Annotated in this window: 21 protein-coding genes; 5 read left to right on the top strand and 16 right to left on the bottom strand. The window is 69.4% G+C overall.

What is annotated here, in order from left to right:
- Positions 1–143 precede the first annotated feature (143 nt).
- A complete protein-coding gene (locus ABH935_RS29700) occupies positions 144–1,940 on the bottom strand; it encodes a protease pro-enzyme activation domain-containing protein (protein WP_370381233.1) in 1,797 nt (598 codons plus the stop codon).
- Positions 1,941–2,093: 153 nt separating this feature from the next.
- Between ABH935_RS29700 and ABH935_RS29705 the strand changes: the two genes are divergently transcribed.
- Positions 2,094–2,750 carry a pentapeptide repeat-containing protein gene (locus ABH935_RS29705; protein ID WP_370381234.1) on the top strand — a complete coding sequence of 219 codons (657 nt, stop codon included), beginning with the start codon at positions 2,094–2,096 and terminating at the stop codon, positions 2,748–2,750.
- Between the two features lie 67 nt (positions 2,751–2,817).
- Here the strand turns inward: ABH935_RS29705 and ABH935_RS29710 are convergent, their stop codons facing one another.
- Positions 2,818–3,582, bottom strand: a complete 765-nt coding sequence (locus tag ABH935_RS29710; protein ID WP_370381235.1) for a GNAT family N-acetyltransferase — start codon at positions 3,580–3,582, stop codon at positions 2,818–2,820.
- A 92-nt stretch (positions 3,583–3,674) separates the two neighbouring features.
- Here ABH935_RS29710 and ABH935_RS29715 point away from each other — a divergent pair, with 92 nt between their 5' ends.
- On the top strand, positions 3,675–5,987 hold the full coding sequence (locus ABH935_RS29715) for an FdhF/YdeP family oxidoreductase (RefSeq protein WP_370381236.1): 2,313 nt from the start codon (positions 3,675–3,677) through the stop codon (positions 5,985–5,987).
- Between the two features lie 92 nt (positions 5,988–6,079).
- Entirely contained in the window at positions 6,080–7,231 is a 1,152-nt protein-coding gene (locus tag ABH935_RS29720; protein WP_370381237.1) for a hypothetical protein, read from the top strand.
- 288 nt (positions 7,232–7,519) lie between these two features.
- Here ABH935_RS29720 and ABH935_RS29725 read toward each other — a convergent pair whose 3' ends face one another.
- The 10 genes from ABH935_RS29725 to ABH935_RS29770 all read right to left on the bottom strand — a co-directional run bounded on the left by ABH935_RS29725 (position 7,520) and on the right by ABH935_RS29770 (position 16,993).
- Positions 7,520–7,855, bottom strand: a complete 336-nt coding sequence (locus ABH935_RS29725) for an RNA polymerase-binding protein RbpA (protein WP_194895803.1) — start codon at positions 7,853–7,855, stop codon at positions 7,520–7,522.
- Positions 7,856–8,228: 373 nt separating this feature from the next.
- Positions 8,229–8,984, bottom strand: coding sequence for a response regulator (locus ABH935_RS29730; RefSeq protein ID WP_370381303.1), 756 nt, complete (start codon positions 8,982–8,984; stop codon positions 8,229–8,231).
- 8 nt (positions 8,985–8,992) lie between these two features.
- Positions 8,993–10,630, bottom strand: coding sequence for an ATP-binding protein (locus ABH935_RS29735; protein ID WP_370381238.1), 1,638 nt, complete (start codon positions 10,628–10,630; stop codon positions 8,993–8,995).
- A gap of 130 nt (positions 10,631–10,760) precedes the next feature.
- A complete protein-coding gene (locus ABH935_RS29740; protein ID WP_370381239.1) occupies positions 10,761–11,429 on the bottom strand; it encodes a response regulator transcription factor in 669 nt (222 codons plus the stop codon).
- A gap of 96 nt (positions 11,430–11,525) precedes the next feature.
- Positions 11,526–12,125: a hypothetical protein gene (locus ABH935_RS29745; protein ID WP_370381240.1), complete on the bottom strand. Its 600-nt coding sequence runs from the start codon at positions 12,123–12,125 to the stop codon at positions 11,526–11,528.
- A gap of 94 nt (positions 12,126–12,219) precedes the next feature.
- Positions 12,220–12,654: a hypothetical protein gene (locus tag ABH935_RS29750; protein ID WP_370381241.1), complete on the bottom strand. Its 435-nt coding sequence runs from the start codon at positions 12,652–12,654 to the stop codon at positions 12,220–12,222.
- A 197-nt stretch (positions 12,655–12,851) separates the two neighbouring features.
- A complete protein-coding gene (locus ABH935_RS29755) occupies positions 12,852–13,949 on the bottom strand; it encodes an ABC transporter substrate-binding protein (protein WP_370381242.1) in 1,098 nt (365 codons plus the stop codon).
- A 186-nt stretch (positions 13,950–14,135) separates the two neighbouring features.
- On the bottom strand, positions 14,136–15,014 hold the full coding sequence (locus tag ABH935_RS29760) for an ABC transporter permease (protein WP_370381243.1): 879 nt from the start codon (positions 15,012–15,014) through the stop codon (positions 14,136–14,138).
- Positions 15,011–15,871 carry an ABC transporter ATP-binding protein gene (locus ABH935_RS29765; RefSeq protein WP_370381244.1) on the bottom strand — a complete coding sequence of 287 codons (861 nt, stop codon included), beginning with the start codon at positions 15,869–15,871 and terminating at the stop codon, positions 15,011–15,013. The genes ABH935_RS29760 and ABH935_RS29765 overlap by 4 nt, the downstream gene beginning before the upstream one ends.
- 501 nt (positions 15,872–16,372) lie before the next feature.
- Complete coding sequence (locus tag ABH935_RS29770) at positions 16,373–16,993, bottom strand: TetR/AcrR family transcriptional regulator (protein ID WP_370381245.1); 621 nt, start codon at positions 16,991–16,993, stop codon at positions 16,373–16,375.
- 92 nt (positions 16,994–17,085) lie between these two features.
- Between ABH935_RS29770 and ABH935_RS29775 the strand changes: the two genes are divergently transcribed.
- Entirely contained in the window at positions 17,086–17,973 is an 888-nt protein-coding gene (locus ABH935_RS29775) for an NAD-dependent epimerase/dehydratase family protein (RefSeq protein WP_370381246.1), read from the top strand.
- Positions 17,974–18,110: 137 nt separating this feature from the next.
- A complete protein-coding gene (locus ABH935_RS29780) occupies positions 18,111–18,875 on the top strand; it encodes an alpha/beta fold hydrolase (RefSeq protein ID WP_370381247.1) in 765 nt (254 codons plus the stop codon).
- A 645-nt stretch (positions 18,876–19,520) separates the two neighbouring features.
- On the opposite strand, the gene secG is transcribed toward ABH935_RS29780, so the two are convergent.
- From secG to gap, 4 genes are all read right to left on the bottom strand, one after another.
- Positions 19,521–19,766: a preprotein translocase subunit SecG gene (gene secG / locus ABH935_RS29785; RefSeq protein ID WP_194907406.1), complete on the bottom strand. Its 246-nt coding sequence runs from the start codon at positions 19,764–19,766 to the stop codon at positions 19,521–19,523.
- 85 nt (positions 19,767–19,851) lie between these two features.
- On the bottom strand, positions 19,852–20,643 hold the full coding sequence (gene tpiA, locus ABH935_RS29790; protein WP_370381248.1) for a triose-phosphate isomerase: 792 nt from the start codon (positions 20,641–20,643) through the stop codon (positions 19,852–19,854).
- A 6-nt stretch (positions 20,644–20,649) separates the two neighbouring features.
- Positions 20,650–21,843, bottom strand: a complete 1,194-nt coding sequence (gene pgk, locus ABH935_RS29795) for a phosphoglycerate kinase (RefSeq protein WP_370381249.1) — start codon at positions 21,841–21,843, stop codon at positions 20,650–20,652.
- 84 nt (positions 21,844–21,927) lie between these two features.
- Positions 21,928–22,953, bottom strand: coding sequence for a type I glyceraldehyde-3-phosphate dehydrogenase (gene gap / locus ABH935_RS29800; protein ID WP_370381250.1), 1,026 nt, complete (start codon positions 22,951–22,953; stop codon positions 21,928–21,930).
- Positions 22,954–23,075 lie beyond the last annotated feature (122 nt).

The following is a 23,075-nucleotide window of genomic DNA, read 5'->3' on the forward strand; positions in this document are numbered from 1 at the left end:
GGTACGGCTAGAGCTGCGGCTAGAGGTACGGCTAGAGGTACGAACGAGCGCTGAAAGGCAGTAGGCGCAAGCGGGCCGTCGGTGGTGACCGGCGGCCCGTCGGCGTTCTCGTCGATCGCGATGACTGCCTCAGCCGGGTACCCTCAGCCGGACATCGCCTTGGCGGTGAGGTTGCGCAGCCCGGCGATGAACGCGCCGCCGTTCGGCGAACCCACGCCGGTCACCGTGTCGTACCCCTTCGCGATCACCTGCGACTGGCCCGCCCCCTGTGCGCCGAAGACGTCCACGCTGGGAGTGAGACCGTCGGCGGCCGGAGTGTAGGCGGCCCGATCCTGCTGCGGCGCTGAGGCGCTGGGCGGCAGGACGTCGCGCATCGCCGACGTGCCGGTCAGCCGGTAAAGCAGCGGGTTGATGAAGCCGAACGGAGCGTGCTGCCCCTGCTCGGCGTCCGCGACCAGCCCGGCGATCAGCGGCGTCGCCAAGCTCGTGCCGGCGTTCGGCGCGGTCTGGTACGGCCCCGGCTTGGCGTCGGTCCCGGTCTGGACGTACCCGACGAGCATGCCGGTGTCCGGATCGCCGTCGGCGGCGATGTCCGGCGCCGCGCGGTTGACGAGCGTCTTGCCGCCGACCTGGACGTGCGACATGGACGCCGGGACGACGCCCTTCTGATACCCGGGCTGAGCCCAGTCCAGGCTGGTGCCGCCGCCGGCCCCGCTGATGCCGAGGTCGTCCCACTTCCCGTCGTTCAGCGAGCCGGTGTCGGTGGACCAACCGGTCTCCAAGACCCGCTCGTCGTGCGCGCCGATGCCCAGGGTCGTGCCGCCGACCACCGTCGCGTAGGGGTCGGAGCCGGGCATGGTCAGGCCCGGGGTGTCACCGGAGGCGACGTACATGCCAACGCCCTCGGCCGCGGCCCGCAGGTCGATCGCGTGCATGACCTGCTTGGGCTCGGAGCCGAGCGGGATCTGCCAGGAGTTGGACACGACGGTGGCGCCGGGGTGCGCGCCGTCGCCGACCAGCACCGAGAGCGCGGCGTCCAGCAGGCCCCGGTTGCAGCCGCCGCCGACGACCATCAGCTGGTCGGCGTCGGGGGCCATGGCGTAGACGGCTTCTGAGTCCATCTGCGCCTCGTCGTCGACGCGGACCGAGTCGGCGGCGTTCCCAGCACCGACGGAGACGTCATTGCACGTTCCGTCCTGCACCTGCTTGAACTGAGAGCGGCGAGGCAGGGGCAAGTGGTTGGCTCTGGCGTACTCGGTGAGCGTCGCGAACATCGCGGTCGGCGATGAGTCCTCGGTCAACGCGATGGTGACGCCCTTGCCAGTGTTCGCCGACGTCACACCGTAAGCAGCGCGCAGCTGAGCAGCGGAGTAGCCGCAGATCGGGAGCGAGGCCTTGGTCAGCCCCTGGTACGCCGGCTGGATGCTTTGCACGTGCTGGGCCCAGTACTGCGAGCAGGTCGGCGCTGCGACGTGCTTGGCCGGGGCGGCGGCGTGCTTGGCCGAGGCCACGGCGGCATTGCCGCCGTCGCTGTCGTCGGCGAACCCGGTCACCCCCAGCACGTAAGGCGCGACCGAGGCCGGCGGCGTCAGCTTCGTCACCGCACCGGTCGCCGAAACGTAGTCACGGCCGCTGCTGACGTGCACCTGCTTCAGGCCGGCGCCGGCCAGCCAGTCGCTGACCGCCTTGGCGTGCGCGGCCGAGGGGCCGAACCGGGCGGTATAAGCGTTCGGACTCAGGTAGTGGTGGAACCCTGCCTTCCCCGGCGTCGCCGCCGCATCGGCGAACGCGGCGGCGCCCGCGAGGTCCGGCTTCAGCCACACCTGCACGGTGATCGGCGACGCCTCCGAGGCCACGTCCGACCGCGCACCGGCGGCACTGGCACTCCCGGGCATCCCGAGCACGGCTCCGCACACCGCGACGGCGATCACTTTGCTCACAGTTTTTACACTCACGCCACGTACGACGTGACACACACCGTTTAGGTTGATAACGACCACCCAGACGGCTCACCGCGAATCAACCATCGACGAGGTGCCGTAGATCTCTGACCGCCCCCCAACAGAATCGCACAGTGGTCCACAATGATCGGCATGCCATCTTCACAACCGATCCCGCCGCCCCGCCCCGACCTGCCGCCCTTAGCCGAGCTGACGCCGCTGGACTCCCGGGTGCGCGACGAGGGCCACTACGAATACCAACGCGCCGCGGACCTCAGCTGGGACGATGTCTTCGCCAGCCACGCGCGCTTCAGCCATTGCCTGCTCGCCGAGGTGACGCTGGTCGGCGGCGAGTGGAGCAAGACCACGTTCTCGGACGTCCGGCTGGAGGACTCGCGGCTGCTCGGGCCGGACCTGTCGGCCTCGCACTGGCGCGACACCGAACTGGTGCGGGGCATCGCCTCGGGCGTGCAGTGGCACGACGCCGACATCCGGCGCGTGCACTTCGACCAGGTGAAGCTGGACGCGGTGAACTTCCGCGGCGCCGCCCTGACCGACGTGGTGTTCACCGACTGCCTGCTGCGCGAGATCGACTTCGGCGGCGCCAAGCTGGCGCGCGTGCGCTTCCCGGGCTGCACGTTCGAGGAGGCCGACTTCAGCCGCGCCAAGCTCGCCGACGTCGACCTGCGCGGCGCCCGGCTGCACTTCAAGGCCGGGCTGGACGCGCTGCGCGGGGCCACGATCGACGGCGGCCAGCTGGTGGATCTGGCGCCGGCGATGGCGGCGCACCTGGGGCTGCGGATCGCGTGAGACGCTGTGGGGCCCGGCGCTCGGCGCCTGATCACAGCGCGCCCGCCGGGTCGAACGCCTCTGCGGCCTACCGCTCCAACACCCGGAAGTAGAACGGGACCAGCTCGCTGAACCCGACGCGTCCGTACAGCCGCATCGCGGTCTCGTTCTCGTGCTCGGCCTGCAAATACATCCACGGCACGTCGTTCGCCGCGGCCCAGCCCGCCAACGCCGCGAGCACCGCGCCGGCCGCGCCCTTACCGCGTGCCTCGGGGCGGGTCGCCATGTTGAACACGCCGGCCCAGCCGGCTTCGGCGACCGCGCGTCCGACCGCGACGGTCTCGTCGCCGAGCTCCACGCTCACGTAGGCGCTGGGCTCCTCGATCCGCCGCAGCAGCCGCCACTTCGGATCCGGGTCCCCGCCGGTGATGCCGTGCCAGACGTCGAACCACTCGCGCGTCGGCTCCTCGTCCAGCCGGACGCGCAGCGAACCGGTCGGAGCCAGGGCCAGCACCTCGGAGGTCGTCGCCGTCTGCAGCGACACAGAGACCTGGCGTTCGTAACCGCGGGCAGCCAGGATCGCGTCCAACTCCGGCGGTACGGCTCCGGGCGTCATCTGCATCAGCGTCGGGATGCCGCGCTCGGCCGTATAGGCCTCGGCGGCGGAGATCAGGCCGTCCAGCTCGGCCCGCGAGGAGACCGAGGTGCTGCCGTACGGCATATGCGGCAACACCGAGCCGATCCACCACGAGCAGCCCGGGGCGTGCCGGAGCCACCATGACCCGATCCGGGTCACGTACTCGGCGGGCACGGCGCGTGCCGCGCGTTCCTGAAGCTCGGTGGCGCCAACCATGGCGCCCACCCTAGTCCCGGGGCGGACATTTCCACGTCGGCGTCCGTGGCGCGACAATGGCGGGGAACCACCGAGGCAAAGGAGCCCGCATCATGGCCCGCAAAGCGCCGAAGACCGATCCCGGCGACGAGAACCTGTCCGTCGGCCACGCCAAGGACTGGGCGGCGGGGATCCCGGGGGTCGCGGTGGCGATGCGGGACGCGGTGAACCAGATGGGCGTCAAGCGCTCGGCGGAGACGTTGCTGCGGCTGAACCAGAAGAAGGGCTTCGACTGCCCGGGCTGCGCGTGGCCCGAGGCGGACAAGCGGCACATCGCCGAGTTCTGCGAGAACGGGGCGAAGGCGGTCGCCGAGGAGGCGACGCTGCGGCGGATCACGCCGGAGTTCTTCGCTTCGCACTCCGTCGCGGAGCTGGCCGAGCGCAGCGGGTACTGGCTCGGGCAGCAGGGGCGGCTGACCACGCCGATGATGCTGGACGACGGGGCGACGCACTATCGGCCGGTGACCTGGGACGAGGCGTTCGGGGTGATCGCCGAGGAGCTGCGCGGGCTGGACTCCCCCGACGAGGCGGTGTTCTACACCTCCGGTCGTACGTCGAACGAGGCGGCGTTCCTGTACCAGGCGTTCGTGCGCTCCTTCGGGACCAACAACCTGCCGGACTGCTCGAACATGTGCCACGAGTCGTCGGGGTCGGCGCTGACGGAGACCCTCGGCGTGGGCAAGGGCTCGGTGTCGCTGGCCGACCTCGGCAAGGCCGACCTGATCCTGGTCGTCGGGCAGAACCCGGGCACCAACCACCCGCGCATGCTGTCGGCGCTGGAGAAGGCCAAGCGCGGCGGGACGCGGATCACCGCGGTGAACCCGCTGCCGGAGGCCGGGCTGCTGCGTTTCAAGAACCCGCAGACGCCGTCGGGCGTCGTCGGCAAGGGCACGCCGCTGGCCGACCGGTTCCTGCAGATCAAGGTCGGCGGCGACCTGGCGCTGTTCCGGGCGTTCGGGAAGCTGATGCTGGAGGCGGAGGCGGCCGCGCCGGGGACGGTGCTGGACCGGTCGTTCATCGACACGTACACGCACGGCTTCGACGACTACGCGAAGGCCGCGCGCGGCACCGACTGGCCGGAGATCCTGGACGCCACCGGCCTCTCGCGCGCCGAGATCGAAGCGGCGTTCGAGGAGGTGCGGGCCTCCGAGCGGCTGATCGTGTGCTGGGCCATGGGCCTGACGCAGCACAAGCACGCGGTGCCGACGATCCGCGAGGTGGTGAACGTGCTGCTGCTCGGCGGGCACGTGGGGCGGCCCGGGGCCGGGGTGTGCCCGGTGCGGGGGCACTCGAACGTACAGGGCGACCGCACGATGGGGATCTACGAGAAGCCGAAGGACGCCTTCCTGGACGCGATGGAGGCGGAATTCGGCGTGCCGATGCCGCGCGCGCACGGGTTCGACACGGTCGACGCGATCCGGGCGATGCGCGACGGCCGCGCGAAGGTGTTCTTCGCCATGGGCGGCAACTTCGTCGCCGCCACCCCGGACACCGACGTCACGGAGCCGGCGCTGCGCAGCACGGCGCTGACGGTGCAGGTCTCGACGAAGCTGAACCGCTCGCACGTGGTGCCGGGCCGGCGCGCGCTGATCCTGCCCACGCTGGGGCGCACGGAGCTGGACCGGCAGGGCGCCGACGCACGCGAGCCCGAGGGGCGGGAGCAGTTCGTCACGGTCGAGGACTCGATGGGGCTGGTGCACGCCTCGCGCGGACGCCTGGCCCCGGCGAGCGAGGCGCTGCTGTCGGAGGTCGCGATCGTGGCGCGGCTGGCGCGCGCGGTGCTGGGGGCGGAGCACCCGGTGCCGTGGGAGGACCTGGCGTCGGACTACGACCGCATCCGCGACCGCATCGAGCACGTGATCCCCGGCTTCGAGCAGTTCAACGCCCGCGTCCGCCGCGGCTCTGGCTTCGCGCTGCCGCACGCCCCCCGCGACACGCGCACGTTCCCCACCGCGACCGGCAAGGCGAACTTCACGGCGAACGCCTTCGAGGCCCCGGTGGTGCCGCAGGGGCGGCTGCTGCTGCAGACGATCCGCTCCCACGACCAGTACAACACCACGATCTACGGCCTCGACGACCGCTACCGCGGCATCCACCAGGGGCGCCGCGTGGTGTTCGTGAACCCGGACGACCTGAAGACCCTCGGCATCCACGACGAGGCGATGGTGGACCTGGTGTCGGAGTGGACGGACGGCTCGGAGCGGCGCGCGCCGGGGTTCCGGGTGGTGGCTTACGACACGGCACGGGGGTGCGCGGCGGCTTACTTCCCGGAGACGAATGTGCTGGTGCCGTTGGATTCGACGGCTGAGGTGAGCAATACGCCGACTTCTAAGGCGATTGTGGTGCGGTTGGAGGCTGCGGAGTAGCGGTACGGCAAAGATTCCGGATCTGTTGATTCGGTGGGATTGGGACACCGAAACGGGCCCGAACACGCTTTCGCCTGTGCCAGCATCGGTCCATGCCGATCTCTTCCAACATCGCCGCAGCTCAGCACTCACACTATCCGCTGACGTCGACGGCCTGCCTCCTCGCGTTCGCAACGCTGTATGTCGCTGCTGCGGGAATCCTCACGCTTGTCCTTGGAGCACTGCACGAGCGACGGCCGGGACGGATCTTCTGCAGGATCCCCGGACTCAGCAGCTCAATCGAGCGCCGCGCGAAGGGACGGGCCGACAAGGCCACCGAGAACATGGATGCGGCAGGAATCACCGTCGGCCGGCGCCCCACTCCAGCACGGCTCACGGATATCTACGCGTGGCAGTACTTCGGGATGCTGGGATCCTTCACGCTCTGGGTCCCGGCCGTGCTTCTCACCTGCACGGCGTATCTGTCAGCGCCTCCGAGAGCGGGACGGACCAACACGGGCGTCGAACTGGCGACGCTGATTCTGACGGCCGCCATCGGGACTCTCCTCGTCGCCGACCAGGTCATGGCAGCGAGATCCGCGCCGCACAACTACGCGGTCACCTCGTCCTTGGCGGTCATCGCAACGCTTGCGCACGGAGTCGGCAACGTGCAGCGTTCGCCCTACGAGAAGCGGGTCACATACATCCTGACCACGCAGATCGAAAGGCTCTGCGGAAACGTCACCGCAGTCTCGCGAGCCAACGTGTCGACTCGTGATGTCGAGTTCCGTCGGCTGCTGGACGCCGAAGCCGGCCGGCTGATCTCGACATTGCATGCGCGTAAGCGCCATGTGATGCTGTCGAAGACCCCCTCGGACCGTACGCGACTGGCCAACGTGATCGGATCGTTCGCCAGCTACTGCGCGACTCCCACCAACGATGTCGTGGGCGTGCGCCTGGTAGACCCGCGCCTTCTCGACCGTGAGACGGGCTCGTCCCCAGCCGGCGGGGCGACAGATCGGCTCCGCGTCGTCATTCCGGCCTTGTTCTCGATCGCCGCAGTGGTGCTCGCTGTGTGGGCCGCAGCGCAGCATTTCCAGGTCCCGTCCGAAGTGTGGATGTTCATCACCACAGGGGCGGTGACCGCGTGTGGATGGGTCTTCAAGAGCGCAGGAGTGAACCTGCCTTGGCAGTCCGAGAAACGTCAGGATTCGACCGCCATCGGCAGCGGCCACGACCAGGAAAAAGCGGCAAAGCCCACCTGACAGAGCCGACCAGCGACACAGCCCCGCCCTCCGCATCCGGAAGGCGGAGCTTCGGCACGTCAGCACTGCGGCGCCGCGCGCGTCAGCACACAAGCGTCGGCACACCGGCACGCACCGCCCGGCGACCGAGTGGCGCCCGGCCGGGCGGTGGCGTGGGTCGTGCGGTGGCGTGGGTCGTGCGGTGGTGCGGGGCTCGCCGGTCCGGGCGACGGGGCGGCGCGATCGGTGCGATCTGCCCGGTCGGCGTGATCTGCGTGATCAGCGCCGCGGTGCCGACCCGGCCGGTGCTCAGATCTGGCCGCGCAGCTTGGCCAGGGCCTCGGCGAGGATCTGGTCGCCGTCCTCGGCGGAGCGGCGCTCGCGGACGTACGCCAGGTGGGTCTTGTAGGGCTCGGTGCGTGAGCGCGCCGGGGGGTTGTCCTTGTCCGGGCCGGCGGGGAAGCCGCAGCGGGGGCAGTCCCAGGTGTCGGGGATCTGCGCGTCGCTGGCGAAGGAGGGCTTGGTCTCGTGCTTGTTCACGCACCAGAAAGAGACGAACACCCGAGGGGCGCTCTCGCCGCGCTCGGCCTCCCCCATCGGTCCCGCACCGACGCGGCTGCCTCGGATCGCGTTTCCACTTGCCACTGTCTGGTCTCCCTTGGGTTCCGATCTACACGCCCCGCCGCCCCTGGGTGCCCGAGCGCCCGTGGAGATGCGGTGCAGACAGTGTAGGCATGTGCTGATGCACGATTCAGCAGGACCAGCCGGAAATCGCCGCCTTGGCGCTGCGATAAACGGACAAATAGGGGCGGAAGTCAGGGTTTCGTTATCGAAGCGCGACTGCTGGTGGCGTTCGTGAGGACTGTCACCGATGACGTGGCGCGTGCGGATTCCGAGGGCCCGCAAGGGTTTTCGACCACGCGGCACACACTCGCGGACACCCTGTGCGAGCGAGGCCGGCTGCGCGAGCGGTGCGGCGGGAGGCAGGAGATGGTGACGGGGAAAACGCGACCCCGTCTCACCCCATCGCCGAATACCGGTGCTCCGGACGCCCCGTAGCCCCGTAGCGCAGCTGCAGCCGCACCACCCCGTGCCGAGTCAGATAGCTGAGATACCGCTGCGCCGTCGGCCGCGAGATCCCCACCCGCTCGGCCACCTCCGAGGCCGACACGTCGCCTCCCGCCGCCCGGACCGCGTTCCGCACCAGCTCCAGCGTCGGCGCCGAGTGCCCCTTGGCCGGGAGCGCGGGCAGCGCCGGCTGCCCGCGCAGCAGCCCGAACAGCTCGTCCACGTCCGCCTGGTCGGCGTCCGCGTCGTCCAGCGTCTCCATCCGCCGCCGCAGGTCCAGGTAGGACGTCAGCTTCTCGGCCATCGCCGGGTAGCCGAACGGCTTCACCAGGTAGTGCACGGCCCCGAGCTGCATCGCGGTGCGCACCGTGCTCACATCGCGCGCCGCCGTGATCACCACGAAGTCCGGACGCGGGCCGGACTCGGCCGACTCCGGCGCCTCCAGCAGCTTGCGGATCACCCCGAGCCCGTCGCCGTCGGGCAGGTAGACGTCCATGAGCACCAGGTCGGGCCGCAGGACCTCGATCAGGTCCAGGGCCGCCTCGGCGGAGTGCGCCTGGCCGCAGACGGCGAAGCCCGGGGTGCGGTCGACGTACGCGGCGTGGATCTTCGCGACCCGGTAGTCGTCGTCGACGACCAGGACCCGCACGGTCCCGGCGACGGCGCCGCGCGAGGGCTGGGGTGAAGGCGGGCCGGCAGCAGCCATGGCAGCGCTCATCGTGGTCTCCTACCTCCTCCGGTGCTCAGCAGAGTCCCCCGGTTCTCGGCAGCCTTCGGCAGCCGCACGGTGAACACCGCGCCGGGCCCCTCCGACGCCGTGATGCTACCCCCGAGACGCTGCACCAGCCGATGCACCAGGGCCAAACCGAGACCCCTTCGCATCGAACCCGTTGCCGGCTTGGTGGTGTAGCCGTCGGTGAAGACGTGCTCGGCCGCCCCGGCCGGGATGCCGGGGCCGTTGTCGGCGACCCGCACGCCGATCCCGTCGTCGTCCTCGACGATCGACACCAGCACCCGCCCCTGCTTGCCGGGGTCGACGCCGGGCCCGGAGACGGCGTCGAAGGCGTTGTCGATCAGGTTGCCCAGCACCGTGGTCAGCGCCTGCACCTTGTCCGGCGTGTCGCCGAGCCAGGTGTCGTCGGTCAGCTCCAGCTCGACCCCGCGCTCCCCGGCGACCGCGGCCTTGGCCAGGATCAGCCCGACCAGCACCGAGGGCGCGATCCGGGAACGCACCGACTCGGCGAACGCGGCTTCGGCCCCGGACAGGTCGGTGAGGAACTGCAGCGCCTCATCGGTCTCGCCGAGCTCCAGCAGGCCGGCGACGGTGTGCATGCGGTTGGAGAACTCGTGCTGCTGGGCCCGCAGCGCGTCGGTGAGGCTGGTGACGCTGTCCAGCTCGCGCAGCAGCCCGGACAGCTCGGTGCGGTCCCGCAGCGTGACCACCGCGCCGTGCGGCTTGCCGGCCAGCGTCACCGGCATCCGGTTCACCGTCAGGTAGTACTCGTCGGTCAGCACGACCTGGTCCTTGCCCTCGATCTCGCCGGAGAGCAGGTCCTGCAGCCGCCCCGGCGGCACCACGTCCTCCAGGTAGCCGCCGACGCCGCCGAACATCGACAGGCCCAGCAGCCGCCGCGCCTCGTCGTTGACCATGGTGACCCGGCCGGCCCGGTCGAAGGCGATCATGCCCTCGCGGATGCCGTGCAGGACGGCCTCGCGTTCCTGCAGGAGCTTGGAGATCTCGTCGAGCTCCAGGCCGAAGGTGCGGCGCTTCAGACGGCGGGCCAGGGCGTAGGAGGCCAGGGCGCCGACGCCGAGCGCGGCGCCGAACCAGGCGGCGTAGACGGGGAGCTGGCCGACGAAGACGGAGGTCACGGAGGTGACCTTGCGCCCGACCGACACCTCGCCGATCTGGTCGCCGAGCGGGCCGTACAGCGGGACCCGGCCGTTCACCGACTCCCCGACACTGCCCGGGTCGAACCGGACGTCGGGCCCGGTGACCAGCGGCTCCTCGATCGGCTGGCCGCGCAGCGAGGGGTTGGGATGGGTGTGGCGGATCCGGTTCTGGTCGACGATGACGACGTAGTCGGTCTTGGTGTCGCGCTGGAGCCGGTCGGCGATGTTCTGCAGCGTCCCGTCGCAGTTCGTCGAGGGGAACCCGATGCAGGACTTGACCTCCGGCGTGTCGGCGACGGTCTGCGCGATCTGCAACGCCTCGTCCATGTACTGCCGGTCCACCTGCTTGCGTTCCTGGACCGCGAACAGCCCGAACCCCACCAGCACCACCACCAGCAGGATCGACACCTGACTGACGAAGATCTGGCTGCTCAGCCGTCGTCCCGATCCCTGTCGCATTGGTCAGATTGTGTGCCGTTTCCGCAGATCAGACAAGGGCCGGTCCGCTGAGCAAAACGAGCAAAACAGCGAGTAACGCGGCAAACGCGGTTCGCACACGAAAAGTCGACGTAACGAGGCGGCCCGCGCCTCAGCTCGGCACGCCGCCGGCGACGAGCAGCTTGTACCCGATGCCCCGGGCAGCCTTGATCTCGCAGTGCGGCCGGAGCTTTCGGCGGAGCGCCGTGACGTGCGATTCCAGGCTGTGGGCCGCCGAAGGGTCGAACACGCCCCAGATCTCGCCCAGGATTTGTTCCCGCCGAATGACCGCGCCGGGCAGCCTCGCCAGAATGGCGAGGATCTCGAATTCTTTGCGGGTGACCTGGATCGACTCCGATCTCACGGTGACACACCGCGTCGTATAGTCCATCTGCAAATCCCCGCTCACCAAGGCGACACTGCCGTCGAGGCCCGTTTTCATGGCGCAACGCCGCAGAACCGCCGCCATCCGCGCGACGAGTTCACGAGTGGCGAACGGCTTGACGATGTAGTCATCCGCGCCGAGGCTCAGCCCTTGAACGACCGAATCGCCGTCGGACCGCCCCGTGACGACGATGATCGGCAACTGCGAAACCCTCCGCATCTCGCGCAGCGACTGAAAGCCGACCGCGCCCGGAAGCGACAGGTCCAGCAGGATGATCCCGGGATCGGCGGACAGCGCGGCCACGGCCTGCGGGATCGTGCCGGCGACGATCACCTCGATCCCGTGTGCTGCCAGGAGTCGGCGTTCCAGCGCCACGACCCGCGCGTCGTCCTCCACCAGCAGACACTTCACGATGATCCCCCGTTCGAACACGGACGTGGAGCACGTCCGCACCGTGATTCATGACCTTGCTTTGCGACAAAGAGCCGGCCGCTAGCTCAGCCGGGCCACGGCGCGGCCCGCGGAGTCACGCCCCGTGACAGCCGCGATGTCCGTCCAGCTGATGCCGTGTTGCGCCGTCATCGGCAGCCAGAGCGCGTAGGCCCCGGTGGAACCGCCCCCGCCCAGCGTCACCACCTTGGAGGAGACGACGTCGCCCGACGCCATGGTGACCTCGACCGAGGAAACACCTCCGGTGACGAATCCGACGGCCAGGATTGTCTTCCCGTCCGTGGGATGCGGTTCGCTCAAGAAGTGCGGCTTCGACCACAGCAGCGGCGCGCCGTTGCTCGCCGGTGGCGCAGCCACACAGTGGTGCCGTTCGGTCCGCGCGAAGTCGGCGGGAACCGCGCTTCCGTAACAGGCTTGGCCGCCTTCGACCCAGCCGACGGCAGCTATGTCCGACGGCGTGGCGTCACCGCGAGCCGGGGCCAACACCGAGACGGAACGCTCGCTACTGCGATGGGTGACCACGCCGACCGCGGTCGCCACACCGACGATGGCCAGGACGACAGCTGCGACGATCCACCAACGGCGGCGGCGATCGGAAAGTCGCAGGGGTCGGGGTGAGCCGACGGCGGTGAGAATTGTCATTGGCGGTCCTTGCGGCGGCTTTGTCTGCCCTTGGCAGGTGGCGAGCCGCGCCCCGTCAGGATGCTGATCCCCGAAAGGGGCGCGGCGAATCGGATCAGTAGTAGAGGTAGATGCCGCCCGTGCTGTTACCGGTCAGCCCGGACTGCGAGGAGCCGACGACCTCGATGATCCGCTGGTAGCTACTGGTCGGCCAGACGATCTGGTCGCAGGAGGCACCGCAGGTGTCGGACCCGCTCCCCCAGTTGGACTGGACGTACTTGGCCTGCTCGTTCCCGCTGTTGTCGACGTAGACCAGCTCCAGGTAGGTGACGCTGCACCCGCCGCCGCCGTCGGAGTTGGCCACGAACTGGCCGTGCGCCCAGCCCCCGACGGCCGTGCCGCCGCTGGTGGTGTTCTGACAGCGGTCCACGGTGTGAACGCCGGACTGCCACGCGTAGGTCGGACCGTTGGCGAACGCGCCCCCTGCCGATATCACAGAAATGGCTGCCGTCGCGGCGCCGACTGCGGCCACCTTTTTCAGAATGCCCATCTGGTTCCCCTTTGCATATCCGGCAGAGATCTCGCGAACGCTCAGATTGTCGATCGGAAAGGGAGCCATGATCAAGGATCTTGAGTGTTTCTTGAACTTCACACGCTGGTTCCCGCACGGCGGACGCCCGGGTCACAGACCCGGACGTCCGCCGCCGTGGAACTGCTTCGGACACGCCGGTCGTCGCCGCGTCCGGCTCAGCCGTCGGCTCCGGCCGGCGTCTGGGTGACCGTCGTGCCCTCCAGCTTGTTCGCGGCGATCACGAAGTCGTTGGTGAAGGTCGCCGACAGGTCGATCTTCGAGGTGTCGACACCGACGATCTTCTCGGTCGCCAGCACGGTCTTCGGCCCGCCGGCCGGCATGATGCCGTCCGGGAGGAACTGGCCCTTGTCCTGGGTCAGGGCCGCGATGTAGTCGTCCTTGGTGATGGTGCTGTTCTGAACGTAGGTCGCGGGCAGGGCGTTGGCGATGTCGGCGGCGGTGTGCGTGTCGATCCAGTGCATGGTCGCGACCAGGGCGTCGACGACGGCCTGGGCCTCGGTCTTGTGGCTGTTGACCCAGCTGGTCTGGGCCAGGACGCCCGCCGAGGGCCAGGTGCCGCCCATCGCCGCCGTCGCGCCCTGCGCGGTGGCCAGGTCGATCGCCGAGTAGCCGATCTTCTGCTTCTCGATCGCGAGCACCGTCGGCTGCGTGGTCATGACGCAGGCCGCCGTGCCGTGCTGCAGGGCAGCGATCGCCGTCGCGCCCGCGCCGGCGGCCAGCTTGTGGTACTGGTTCGAAGCCAGGTTCTTCTGCGCGGCGAGGAACGTCGTGAGCGTGTCGGTGCCCGAGCCCAGGTCGGTGACGCCCAAGGTCTTGCCGCCGAAGTCGGCCGCCGAGTGGACACCGCTGTTCGTGGAGCACATCTCGCGCTCGCCCGGCGCTCCGGAGAGGTTGACGATGTCCTCGACGGCCTTGCCCTTCGACTGGAAGTCGATCGTGTGGTTGTACCACGCGCCGGCCATGTCGACGCTGCCGGAGATCATCGCGTCCTCCGCGCCGACACCGCCCTGCGTCTCGGTGCTCAGCTCGACGTTGACGCCGTACTTCTTGTAGAAGCCCAGCTGGTCGGCCAGCTTGTAGGGCAGGTAGATCTGCTTGTCGATGCCGCCGACCATGAGCTTCACGGTCGGCAGGCTCCCGCCGGCGGCGCCGGCGCTGGAACCGGAGCCGCTGCTCTTCGAGCTTGAGCACGCGGTGACGGTGGTGACGGCGAGGGCGCAGACCGCCGCGCCGATGAGTGTCCGCTTGAACATGGCTGACGTACCTTTCGCTGAATTCGGGGTGGGGATCCGCCGGCGAGGGAACCCGCGGACGGTGGTGGTGCCACCGGGCGGTGGCGGCTGTGGTGCTGGCTGTGGTGGGGCATTGGTGGCGGTGGTGGTGCCGGTGGTGGCGCCGGCGAGCAGGTGCCGCCCGGTGGAGGATCAGGAAGCGCCGGGTCAGATCGACGCGGTCTCCGACGGCGACGGCGGGCGCCAGGACAGCAGCCGGTGTTCGACCTGGGTGATGATCCACTCGGCGGCCAGCGCGAGGACCGCGATGACGAGCATCGTGGCGTAGACGCCGTTCGAGTCGAACTTGCCCTGGTCGGTCGCGATGACCAGGCCCAGGCCGCGCTGCGCGCCGATGACCTCGCCGACGATCGCGCCGGTCAGCGCGAAGCCGAAGGCGCTGTGCAGGCTGGCGATGATCCAGGTGAGCGCCGAGGGCAGGATGACGTGCCGGACGATCGCCAGCCGCTTCGCGCCGAGCACTTTGGCGTTGGCCAGGATGTTGCGGTCGACCTCGCGGACGCCCTGGAAGGCGTTGAAGAAGACCACGAAGAACACCAGGACCGCGGCGAGCAGCAGGTGCGGGAGTTCGCCCAGGCCCAGCGCGACCAGGAAGATCTCGCCGAGCACGATGCGCGGGATGGAGTTGAAGATCTTGATGTACGGGTCCATGACCTCGGCGAGGAAGCGGTTCATGCCGAGCAGGACGCCCAGGACGACGCCGACCGCGGTGCCCAGCAGGAAGCCGAGCCCCGCCTCGCGCAGGGTCGTCTCGATCTGCAGCCAGTAGGAGCCGAACTCGGTGGCCTGGTCGCCCTTGGTGAAGTAGGCGTACAGGCTGTCCCAGATCAGGGTGGGCTTGCCGTAGGTGAACGGGTCCACGCCGAGCCACTTGTTGGTGGCGAACAGCTGCCAGCCGCCGAGCATGACGACGGCGAAGCCGATCTGGGCCGCGTGGATCTTGAGCTTGCGCTTGCGGCGGATGCTCAGCCCGGTCTTCTTCGCGGCCGGCTGGACCGACGTGGACGCGATGGTGTTCGCGCTCATGCGTTCTCTCCCGTCGTGCGTGCGTAGGAGCGCTGGACCTCTTCGCGCAGCGTCTCCCAGATCTGGTGGTGGAGTTCGAGGAACCGCGTGTCGAAGCGGATCTCCTGCACCGAGCCGCGCGGACGCGGCAGGTCGATGTCGAAGATCTCCTTCACGGTCCCGGGACCCGCGGACAGCACCACGACGCGGTCGGCCAGCGCCACGGCCTCTTCGAGGTCGTGGGTGATGAACAGGACTGAGGGCCGGAGCTGCTCCCAGAGCCCGAGCAGCTCGTTCGACATGATCGCCTTGGTCTGCACGTCCAGCGCGCCGAACGGCTCGTCCATCATCAGGATCGACGGCTCGTTGATCAGCGCGGCGGCCATCGCGACGCGCTTGCGCATGCCGCCGGACAACTGGTGCGGGTGGTGGTCCTCGAAGCCGGCCAGGCCGACGCGGCGGATCCAGTCGCGGGCCAGCGCCTGGGCGTCCTTCTTGTTGGCGCCCTTGAAGATCGGGCCCATGGCCACGTTGCCGAGCACCGTCTTCCACGGCAGCAGCGCGTCGGCCTGGAACATGAAGCTCGTGCCGTCGGTGATGCCGGTGACTTCCCGGCCGCCGACCTTGACCGAGCCCTCGCTGGGCTTGTCCAGGCCCGCGACCAGGCCGAGCGTCGTGGACTTGCCGCAGCCGGTGGGGCCGACGACGGCGCAGAACTGGCCGGGCTCGACGGTGAAGGAGACGTCGCGCAGGGCCGTGAAAGCGTCGCCGGACGGTGTGAGGAACCGCTTGGTGACGCCGGTGATCTCGATGCGAGCGTTCTCCCGATCGGTTCGGCCGGCGGCCGGGGCTGTCGCGGAAGCGCTTCGTGCAGCCATCGAATCCGCTCCTTCTCTCATATCGGGGTTTCGTTCCGGGGTACGGGATGCAGACGCTAGGACGTGACCTGTGTTACGTCTTCGTTTCGTCGCTAAGCCGCGATATGTGCGTTGGTAAGGGTTCTGCTCATTTAGCTCACGCCTGGTCAGAGCGCCTTTGAGGCATTTGGGATCACGATCCGGTCACAGCCGGGGAAGATGTCCGGGTGCCCTTGTTGAACGGCGGTGAAAAGTTCACAATCGGCAACGGCGACTCGGCGCCCGGGGCGGGAACCGGGCGTTCACGGTCGCATTTCGCCTCGCGCAGCGAGGGCTTCACGATCAGCACCACCGGCGGCGGGTCCCCACCCCCATCAGCAGACCCGCCGCACGCCCGGGGTCATCCCTCGCTTCGGGCGGGCCGCCGTCTCCCGGCTCGGGAGGCGGCGGCGTTAACGCTTCGCGGTTGGCGGTTGGTGCTTGGTGCTTGGTGCTTGGTGCTTGGTGCTTGGTGCTTAGGGCTCAGCCGAGCGCTGTTGCCGCGTCGCGCAGCTCCGCAAGAGCCTGACGCGCGTGATCGGCCAAAGTGCGCCGGTCTGCGGGATCGGCCGAATCGGCTGGGGCGACCGGAGTGGTCGGAGCGGCGGGATGGGTCCAGCGCGCGAAGGCCTCGTCGAAGGCCAGCATCCCCATGTCCGCCGCCAGCGCCGCGGTCCGGTCGGCGACGCCGCGCTCGCGCAGGCCGTCGGCGATGGCCGCGGCGAGGATGGCGTGCTTAAACGCGGCGCGCTCCTGCAGCTCCGCGTTGTCGGCGAGCAGCGCCATCAGCTTGGCGCCGAGTTCGCGGCGGTCGTCGTCGAAGGAGTCCGCCAGGGCGTCGAGGGCTGCCGCGACCGCGGTCAGCGGGGTGGCGTCCGGCGGGGCGGCGGCGAGGGCTTCGGTGAGCAGGCGGGCGTGGATCTCCTGGCCGGCGAACAGGACCTCGCGCTTGTCCGGGAAGTGGCGGAAGAAGGTGGTCTTCGTCAGGCCGCCGGCCCGCTCGGCGATCTGCGTGACGGTCGTGGCGTCGTAGCCCTGCTCCGTGAACAGGTCGACGGCGGCGCGGACCAGGCGTTCGCGTGCGTTCGGTTCCCATCGGGCCATGGGGACAGCCTAGTTGATGTGACTTGGTCACATCACTGCGCTACAGTCGTAGTGACGTTACCGAGTCACATCACTTTCTCCGGGAGTCCCCCATGCGCATCTTCGTCACCGGCGCCAGCGGCTACATCGGCTCCGCCGTCGTCCCCGAACTCCTGCAGGCCGGGCACCAGGTCGTGGGCCTGGCGCGCTCCGACGCCTCGGCCGACGCCGTCGCGGCGACGGGCGCCGAGGTCCGGCGCGGCGACATGACCGACCTGGACCTGCTGGCGGCCGCGGCCGCTGAGGCCGACGCGGTCGTCCACCTCGCTTTCGACCACGCCACCGTCTTCGCCGGCCGCTTCCCCGACGCGGCCGCGACCGACTTGAGCGTCATTCGCGCCTTCGGCGACGCGTTGGTCGGGACCGGCAAGATCCTCGTCGGCATCGGAATCCGCCGCACCGGCGACGCGCAGCGTGATGCGGCCTTCGCCGCGAACCCGCGCTCGATCGTCACGGCGGCGATGGAGGAGTACACGGAGCGCGGCGTGCACACCGTCTTCATGGCGATCCCCTCGGCCACTCACAGCTCGCGCGACAAGCACGGCTTCATTCCGCAGATGATCCGCATCGCTCGGGAGCGCGGCGTCTCGGGATACGTCGGCGACGGTGCGAACCGCTGGCCGGCCGGGCATGTGCTCGACGTCGCCCGCTTGTACCGCCTGGCCCTGGACAAGGCTCCGGCCGGGGAGCAGTTGTTCGCCGCGGCTGAGGAGGGCGTCGCGGTGCGGGACGTCGCGGAGGCCATCGGGCGGCACCTCGATGTCCCGGTGGTCAGCGTGCCGGCTGAGAAGGCTGCGGAGCACTTCGCTGGGTTTCCGTTCGCCGCCATGGACATCACGATGCCCAATGCTGCGACGCGGGAGCTGCTGGGGTGGGAGCCGCAGGAGCTTGGGCTGATCGCGGATATTGATGCGGGGCACTACTTCGTGGCTGGCGAGTAGCCGAAGGACAGGGCTGGGCTGGGCGGGAAAGTCGGGCGGGAAGGTCGGGCGGGACAGTCGGGCGGATCAGCTGGGCTGAACAGTTGGGCGGGAAAGTCGGGCGGAACAGTCGGGTTAGCCGGTATACGCTCCGGCACATGTCCAACCCCGCAGTGTCCTTCTTTCCCGCCCACGACGGAGTCCGCCTCGCCTATCGCGAGGTAGGCGAGGGCAGGCCCCTGTTGCTTCTGCACGGCGCGCTCGGAGACAGCTCGCTGTGGCTCCGCGACGACCGTGCCGCCACGATCGCGGCGCACGGGCACCGCGTGATCCTGCCCGACTTCCGCGGCCACGGCAGCAGCGCCAAGCCGCACGACGCCGCCGCGTACCCGAGCGACGTCCTCACCGACGACGCGCTCACGCTGCTGGACTACCTCGGGCTGGCGAATGCCGATTACGACCTCGCCGGGTACTCCCTCGGCGCGCGCATCGTGGTGCGGATGCTGGTCCGCGGTGCCACGCCGCGGCGGGCGGTGGTCGGCGGCCAGGGGCTGAAGCAGGTGGAGGGCTTCGGCGGCGGCGTGGCGCGGATGCTGCGGCGGATCGTTGAGGCGACGGAGCCGTTCGAGCCGGGTTCGGCCGATGAGCGGACCGCGCAGTGGCTCCAGGGCGCAGAGATGGACACCGTGGCGTTGCTGCACGCGCTGGATTCGCTCGCGGCGACTCCGGCGGCGGATCTCGGTCGTGTGCAGGTGCCCACGCTTGTGGTGATGGGTAGCGAGGACGAGCGGGGTGATTCGGTCGACGAGTTGGTCGCCGCGCTGCCGCGCGGGACGAAGGTGATGGTGCCCGGGGATCATGGGCGGGCGGTGGCGGAGCCGGGGTTTCTGGCGGCGGTGGTGGATTTTCTTGACCTGACGTGACGTGACGTGACGTGAGGGTCAAACAAGGCGTGCTTTCAGGTGCGGTTCGCTTGTGGTTTCAAGGCGATTTTTACGGCTTCGCGGATGGTTTTATGGCCTCGCAGGGGGACGCAGTTCGGTTGTGCCCCGCTGGTTGCGTTGGCGGCTGGCGGTTTGCGCGTGCAAAACCACGCGCCGGTCCGAGTCACTGCGCATGTCGTAGGCGGCAATCGTTGGGCGTGGTGGGCGCCTTGAGGCCTCCGGCGGGCGCTCTACAGCGAGGGGGCGACCCGCGCGTCGGGCGCTTCGGCGGCGGCCCGCGACTGGTCGGCTTTCTGTCCGCTCGTGGTGCGCCGCGCTGTCTGCTGGCGGTCGCTGCTTGTGGTCGCCGGGTTCTGTGCCCCTCGCCACGTCGTCGCCTTACGGAACCAGGCCGGTCCGGTGGTGTAAAGCCGGATCACTGCTGCTGTGGACCGGTTTCGTCCGGCTTGACACCACCGGCCCGACCAGGTTGGCTGCGCCCGCCGACGCGGCGAGGGGCACAGAACCAACACCCCGCATGGTCCGGTCGGACACGACGAGCCCCCGCCGGGCTCCTCGGGGCCGAAAAAGGCGCCGGCCCGGAAGGAATCCGGGCGGGCGCCGGTACCTCTACCCTGCTGCCGTTCAGACGTTGTGCTTGTAGAGCAGCGCGAGCCCTACGATGCACGAGATCCAGATCACCGACAGGACGACGCTGATGCGGTCCAGGTTGCGCTCCACCACCGAGGAGCCCTGCAGGCCGCCGGAGACGCCGCCGCCGAACATGTCGGAGAGGCCACCGCCCTTACCTTTGTGCAGGAGCACCGACATGATGAGGAGCAGGCTGGTCGCGACCAGGATGCCCGAGACGATCCACTGGTAAAGAGTCACTTCGGCGGTCCACTCGCTCTTCCGATAAGGACAGGGACGGGATGCCTGGGCACCCCGGCCCTACATTACGCAATGGAGCCGGTGCTCAGCCAGCGGCGACTGCGGAATCGCGGAAACGTACGATGCGGGTGAAGTCTGCGGCGTCCAGCGATGCGCCGCCTACCAGGGCGCCGTCGATGTCCGGCTGGGCCATCAGTTCGGCGGCGTTGGCGCCCTTTACCGAGCCGCCGTACAGGATGCGGGTGGTGGCGGCCACGCTCTCGTCGAACAGGGCGGCCAGTTCGGCGCGGATCGCGGCGCACACCTCCTGGGCGTCCTCGGGGGTCGCGACCTCGCCGGTGCCGATCGCCCAGACCGGTTCGTAGGCGATGACCGAGGTCTGGACCTGGTCGGCGGACAGGCCCGCCAGGGAGCCGCGGGTCTGCTCGACGCAGTGCGCGACGTGCGCGCCTTCCTTGCGGACGTCCAGGTGCTCGCCGACGCAGATGATCGGGGTGATCCCGTGCTTGCGCGCCATCACCGCCTTGGCCGCGACCAGTGCGTCGGTCTCGCCGTGGTACTGGCGGCGCTCGGAGTGGCCGACCACCACGTAGTGGCAGTCCAGCTTGGCCAGCATCGGGGCGGAGATGTCGCCGGTGTAGGCGCCCGAGGGGTGCTCGGAGACGTCCTGCGCGCCGTACTGGATGCGCAGCTTGTCGCCCTGGACCAGGGTCTGGACGGAGCGGATGTCGGTGAACGGCACCAGGACCGCGACGTCGACCGCGTCGTAGTCCTTGTCGTGCAGTGAGAACGCCAGCTCCTGGACGTGCTTCATCGCCTCCAGGTGGTTGAGGTTCATCTTCCAGTTGCCAGCCATAAGCGGCTTACGCTCAGCCATGGAGACCTACTTCCCTTCCTCAAGCACGGCCAGGCCCGGGAGGGTCTTGCCCTCCAGGTACTCCAGGCTCGCGCCGCCGCCGGTGGAGATGTGGCCGAACGCTGCCTCGTCGAAGCCCAGCTGCCGGACCGCGGCCGCCGAGTCGCCGCCGCCGACCACGGTGAACGCCTCGGAGTCGATCAGGCCCTGCGCGACGGCGCGGGTGCCGCCGGCGTACGGCTCCATCTCGAACACGCCCATCGGGCCGTTCCAGAAGATGGTCTTGGCCGAGGAGAGCTTGTTCGCGAACAGCTTGCCGGACTCCGGGCCGATGTCCAGGCCCAGGCGGTCGGCCGGGATCTCCGAGGCCGAGACCACCTCGTGCTCGGCGCTGGCGGAGAACTCGGTGGCGGCGATGATGTCGATCGGCAGGACGAACTCCACGCCGCGCTCGGCCGCGCGCTGCAGGTAGCCGCGCACCGTCGGGATCTGGTCCTCCTCCAGCAGCGAGCGGCCGACCTCGTAGCCCTGCGCCTTCAGGAAGGTGAAGACCATGCCGCCGCCGACCAGGATCCGGTCGGCCTTCTCCAGCAGGTTCTCGATGACCGCGAGCTTGTCGGAGACCTTCGAGCCGCCCAGGACCACCGCGTAGGGGCGCGCGACGTTCTCGGTGAGCTTCTTCAGGACCGCGACCTCGGTCTGGATCAGCAGGCCGGCGGCGGAGGGCAGGAGCTTGGCGATGTCGTAGACCGAGGCGTGCTTGCGGTGCACGGCGCCGAAGCCGTCGGAGACGAACACGTCGGCCAGGGCCGCGAGCTGCGCGGCGAACGCGCCGCGGGCGGCGTCGTCCTTGGCCGTCTCGCCGGCGTTGAAGCGGACGTTCTCCAGCAGCACCACCGAGCGCTCGGGCATCGCGGCGACCGCGGCCTGCGCGGACTCACCGACCGTGTCGGCGGCGAAGGTGACCGGGACGTCCAGCAGCTCGCCGAGCCGCTTGGCCACCGGGGCCAGGCTGTACTTCGGGTCCGGCTCGCCCTTGGGGCGGCCCAGGTGCGCCGCGACGATCACCCGGGCGCCCTTGTCCAGCAGCGCGTTGATGGTCGGGACCGAGGCGCGGATGCGGCCGTCGTCGGTGATGCGCGCCCCGTCCAGCGGGACGTTCAGGTCCGAGCGCAGCAGGACCTTCTTGCCGGCGACGTCGAGGTCGTCGAGGGTCTTCATAAGTCCTTCTTCTCTGTCAACGAGAAACCCGCACGAACCCGGAACGGGGCTCGTGCGGGCACGGGATCTGTATCAGTGATCGGGCTACAGCGAGGCGCCGACGTACGCGACGAGGTCGACGAGGCGGTTGGAGTAGCCCCACTCGTTGTCGTACCAGCCGACGACCTTGACCTGGTTGCCGTTGGCCATCGTCAGCTTGCTGTCGAAGATGCAGCTGTGCGGGTCGGTGACGATGTCGCGGGAGACGATCTCGTCCTCGGTGTACTTCAGGAAGCCCTTGAGCGCACCGGTCTCGGCGGCCTTCTTGAACGCCGCGTTGATCTCTTCCTTGGTGGTCTCCCGGCCCAGGTCCACGGTCAGGTCGGTGACCGAGCCGGTGGGGACCGGAACGCGCATCGCGAAGCCGTCGAGCTTGCCCTTGACCTCCGGGATGACCAGGCCGATGGCCTTGGCCGCGCCGGTGGAGGTGGGGATGATCGACTGCGGGGCGCTGCGGGCGCGGCGCAGGTCGATGGTGCCCTTGCGGGTCAGGGCGATCTGGTCGAGCAGCTGCTGCTCGGTGGTGTAGGCGTGGACCGTGGTCATGTAGCCGCGCTCGATGCCGAACTCGTCGAGCAGGACCTTCACCAGCGGCGCCAGGCAGTTGGTGGTGCAGGACGCGTTGGAGATGATGTTGTGGTTCTCCGCGTCGTACTTGTCCTGGTTGACGCCCATCACGATGGTGACGTCGTCGTTGGTGGCCGGCGCGGAGATGATGACCTTCTTGGCCCCGGCCTCGATGTGCTTGCGCGCGTCGTCGCCGTTGGTGAACAGGCCCGTGGACTCCACGACCACGTCCGCGCCGAGCTCCTTCCACGGCAGCGACGCGGGGTCGCGCTCGGAGAGCACCTTGATGGCGCGGCCGTTGACGATCAGCTCGCCGTCGGTGGCCTCGATCGTGCCGTCGAAGCGGCCCAGGATCGAGTCGTACTTCAGGAAGTGCGCCAGGATCGGGGCGGCAGCGAGGTCGTTGATCCCCACGACCTCGACGTCAGCACCCGAGGCGACGATCGCGTGGAAGAAGTTGCGGCCGATGCGGCCGAATCCGTTGATGCCTACCCGGACGGTCACTGTCGCAGGGCTCCCTTCAGGTTGCCGGGCGCTCTTGTGCACACCCGGTCGAGAGTCGACGCATAACGTGGCGTTTCACCGAATCATTCGATTCGGACCGCGCACGGTCACGAGCCTATCGC

This window comes from Catenulispora sp. GAS73, from assembly GCF_041262085.1.
Classification (GTDB): Bacteria; Actinomycetota; Actinomycetes; order Streptomycetales; family Catenulisporaceae; genus Catenulispora.